We start from the raw sequence: 3,654 nt of genomic DNA on the forward strand, positions 1-3,654 counted from the left end.
GCATAGCGAACGACTCCGCTGACGCTCCGTCGAATTCCCGCGCAAGCGCGGGAATTGAATTCCGCAAGCGGAATTCTAAAAGAGCATCAATTCGCGCAAGCGCGAATTGAGAGATTTTCCGCAAGCGGAAAATCCGAGGCTGGCAGCAAGGGGAGGTGCATCGCGTGCTGGCCTGTGTAGGGTCTGGGATCCTCGGCCCACCACCTCCGCAACGAGGGTGACGGACCGTCGACCCGATCGGGTGCTCACCCCACCATAGTGACGGGCTCCGCTGTGCTCCACCCGAACCCCTCCCCCACTCTCGAAACCGCCCCCGACGCATTCAGTAATACCCTGTGCATCATGCAGGGCAACCGCCGTTCGCGGGCGAGATTGAGTCATGCATCACCCTGAGGGGGCAGAGTTTGGGCATGGGTGATGCATCACAGGACAGTGCTGTGTAGAGTCTGGGACCAGACACCACACCCCCAGCGCCGCGCACCTCGCGCCGGGATTCCATTTCTGATTACGCGCCACATTCCGCGAAAAGGAGAACATGGGGCATGGCCGTAAAACTGCGTGACCATCAGATCGAGGCCGTTGCCGCCATTGTGCGCGGTTTCGATACCCCGCCGGGCGGTATTCCCGGGAATGGCCTGCGCGGACAGGTGCACGCCGCGTGTGGCACGGGGAAGACGATTATTGCGGCAGCGGCCGCGAAGCGGCTCGTGACTAAGGGCCGTGTTCTCGTGCTGGTGCCGACGCTGGACCTGCTGGCGCAGACGGTGAAGGCGTGGCACTCCGCAGGGCACGCAGGGCCGGCGGTTGCGGTGTGCTCGCTCCAGGACGACCCGGAGCTGTGGAACCTGCGGGTGCGCTCCACCACGAACCCCGTGCGGCTGGCCATGTGGTACGGCCAGGGACCGGTGACCATCTATGCGACGTACGCCAGTCTGGGCGTCCTCGCGGAGGCTTTCGAGGGCGCTTACGGGCAACAGTTGGCTCCGATGGATCTCGCGGTGGTCGATGAGGCGCACCGGACTTCGGGCTCGATGGGCAAGGCGTGGGCGGACGTCCACGACCAGAGCGTCATCCCGGCGTACCGCCGTCTGTACCTGACGGCGACGCCGCGGATCTGGGAGGAGCGGCTCAGCCGGGAGGTCGCGGAGGGGGTGTGTGACCGGCTGCCGCGTGAGATGGCGGCTTCCATGGACGACGAGAAGGTCTTCGGCCCTGTCCTGTACAAGCTGTCGCTGGCCTCGGCGGTCTCGCGCGGGCTGCTGGCGCGGTACCAGATCATCGTGCTGGAGCTCCAGGACCCGGTCGTCACCCCGGAGCGGCTGATGGGCGAGGACCGGCGCAGCGAGGAGGTGCGCGGTCAGCGGCTCGGGGCGCTCCAGGCCGCGCTGCTGCACACCATGGCGCAGCACCGGCTCCAGACCTGCATCACCTTCCACCACCGGACCATAGAGGCCCAGGCGTACGCGGAGGGCCTGGAGCGCGTGGCGGCGAAGCTCCACGCCAATGAGCCGGAGAGGTACCCGAAGCGGATCTGGGCGGACTGGTTGTGCGGCGAGCACGTCCCCGAGCGCCGGCGCGAGGTCCTGGGCGGGTTCGGGTCCACCGGGCAGCGGGCGGTGCTTTCGAACTGTCGTGTCCTGGGTGAGGGCGTGGACATCAGGGCCGTGGACAGCGTGGCCTTGCTGGACCCGAAGGGGGCGCCGCACGACATCGTCCAGGCTATCGGCCGGGCGCTGCGTCAGAAGCCGGGGCAGGGAAAGCTCGCCTCTTTGATCGTGCCCGTATTTCTCCAACCTGGGGAAAAGGCGGAGGATATGTTCACCTCGGGATCGTACCGGCCCTTGGTGAAGGTCCTTGAAGGATTGCGTGCTCACGACGAAGAGGCAATCGAGCTGCTCGCGATCCCGCAGGAGCCGCAGAAGGACGTTGCGCAGCCATCCGAGTACATCGGCCCGCCGCCCGAGGAAGGCGAGGCAGAATCCCGTCTGCTGCTTCGGTTTGCCGCTCCGCGTGACCCGGTGATGGTTGCGGACTGGGTGTCCTTCAACGTGATCGACACCGAGAAGCAGGACTGGGCGCGCGGCTGGGTGAAGCTGAAGGCGTTCGCCAAGCGTGAGGGTCACGCCCGGGTTCCGTACGGGTACAAGGAGGGCGCGTACCCGCTGGGGCAGTGGGTCGCGGAGCAGCGGCGGGCGCACGGGGCCGGGGAGATGACCGGGCTCCGGGCCCGCCGGCTGGAGAAGCTCGGCATGGTCTGGTCCGTCGCCGACGAACGGTTCCAGGAGAACCTGGAGGCAGCCAAGGCGTACTACGAGCAGCACTGGACGCTGTGCGCACCCCGCTCCGCGACCCTGCTGGAACGGGCGGTGGGGCAGTGGCTGTCCAACCTCCGCCGACCCGGTGCGCTGGAGGGCCACCCCGAGTGGAAGGCCGCGCTGGAGGCCGTAGACCCGTACTGGAACCCCGAGTGGCCGGCGGACTGGCAGCGGCACTACGCCGCCCTGCGCGAACTGGTAGCCGACGAAGAGGGCCGCCAGGCCGACGTCCTGCCCGGCGTCACCGTACACGGGATGGACATCGGCAAGTGGCTGGCCAAGCAGCGCCAGCACACCATCTGGCAGGACCTGAAGGACGGCCAGCGCGAGCTTCTCGAGGCGATCAGCATCACGCCGCTGCCCCCAGAGCAGGAGGCACCCGCCAAGGCCCCCAAAACAGGCTTGGGAGCCTTCGAGCGGGGCGTTGCCGCCCTCGCGCAGTACAAGGCCCGCACGGGCTCGGTGAAGGTCCCCAGGGCCCACGTAGAACGGCTGGAGGACGGCAGCGAGGTCAAGCTCGGGGTATTCCTGAGCAACAGCAAGACCAGGCGCGCGAAGCTCACCACCGACAAGCTCACCGCGCTCGCCGCACTCGGACTCGACTGGGCGGCGGCTTGACGTGGTCGGACGCGCCCCGGGTCGCTGCGTGCGGCCGGGGGCCCTTCGCTGGCCCGGGCCCAGCGCCATCGCACTGAGGTGCGTGTAAGCACTGGGACCTTGGGCCGCTCCCCCAGCGTGACATCGTTCGGCGTTGTGTCGTTGGCTGGAGCGGGTGCACGAAACCCCGTATGCCGGTGCCCCGGGGAGAGACCGCCCGGGGCACCGGCACTTAGAGGTGTGACCAAGATTCCGCCGGCGCGCCGCTGTCCTCCGCGGCGGCCCGGTAGCAGTACCACGTCCGCGAAGGCCACCTCAACGTCCCCAGGAAACACACCATCATCGAGGATCCGTACTACAGCTTGTTCGTCCAGACCTTGCGGGGCTCGTTAAAGCCGTCGCCCTTGCTGGTGAAGGTCCACAACGCGGTTTCGTTGCGGCCGTCAGCGCTCTGGCCGTAGTCGTAGGTGATTCCGATGTCGGCCTTGCCGTCGCCGTTGAAGTCACCGGCGGTCAGCTCGCTGGAGTTCCAGTTCCAGCCGTCGATGGAGCCCGGGACTCCGCTCTCCCAGAACTTAACGGGGTCGCGGAAGCCGGTGTCGGTTCCGTAGAACACCCACAGGGCACTCTTGTTGCGGCCGTCGACCTTGTCGTAGTTATAGAGGACAGCGACGTCGGCCTTGCCGTCGCCGTTGAAGTCGCCAGCGGTGACCTTGCTGGAGTCCCAGTTCCAGCTGCGCCC

At 67.3% G+C, this 3,654-nt stretch carries 2 protein-coding genes; one reads left to right on the forward strand and one right to left on the reverse strand.

Annotated features, from left to right (window positions below; translation table 11 throughout):
• Window positions 1-542: 542 nt before the first annotated feature.
• Entirely contained in the window at window positions 543-2,933 is a 2,391-nt protein-coding gene (locus tag LE181_RS27625; protein WP_225664228.1) for a DEAD/DEAH box helicase, read from the forward strand.
• Window positions 2,934-3,267: 334 nt separating this feature from the next.
• Here the strand turns inward: LE181_RS27625 and LE181_RS27630 are convergent.
• Window positions 3,268-3,654 (reverse strand): FG-GAP repeat domain-containing protein (locus LE181_RS27630; RefSeq protein ID WP_225664229.1); only part of this gene is annotated, 387 nt, incomplete at its 5' end.

The organism is Streptomyces sichuanensis, assembly GCF_020328095.1.
GTDB classification, from domain to species: Bacteria; Actinomycetota; Actinomycetes; order Streptomycetales; family Streptomycetaceae; genus Streptomyces; species Streptomyces cinnamoneus.